Origin of the sequence: Streptomyces durhamensis, assembly GCF_000725475.1 — a bacterium.
GTDB lineage: Bacteria > Actinomycetota > Actinomycetes > Streptomycetales > Streptomycetaceae > Streptomyces > Streptomyces filipinensis.
Map to the genome: position 1 here is coordinate 1 of NZ_JNXR01000116.1, position 435 is coordinate 435.

At 64.1% G+C, this 435-nt stretch carries 1 protein-coding gene; it reads left to right on the forward strand.

What is annotated here, in order from left to right:
• A partial coding sequence (locus IO33_RS48905; protein ID WP_157858090.1) for a M24 family metallopeptidase occupies nt 1-351 on the forward strand: 351 nt, incomplete at its 5' end.
• Between the last annotated feature and the right edge of the window lie 84 nt (nt 352-435).

Sequence of the window (435 nt, forward strand, 5' to 3'; positions counted from 1 at the left end):
GCGCGTCAGTACCGGATACTGGAAGAGGCCCAGCGTGCAGCGGTGGCGGCAGTACGGCCGGGTGTCAGTGCCCAGCAGATCGATGCAGCGGCCCGCGACGTGCTGGCCGAGGCCGGACTGGCCGACAAGTTCGTCCATCGGACCGGTCACGGAATCGGCCTGTCAGTCCACGAAGAGCCCTACATCGTTGAGGGAAACGACATCGAATTGCACGTCGGAATGGCCTTCAGTGTCGAACCCGGGATTTACTTCCCAGGTGGATGGGGTGCACGAATCGAAGACATCGTCGTGGTCACGGCCGACGGATGCGAACCGCTCAATCAGCGGCCTCACGAGCTGAAGTCGGTCTGACGGCGCACTTTCTACCCACTGTGCAGCCAAAGGCTGCAGAAGCAGACGACGCCGATCAGCAGGGCCGCCGCCGGCGGCCAGCGG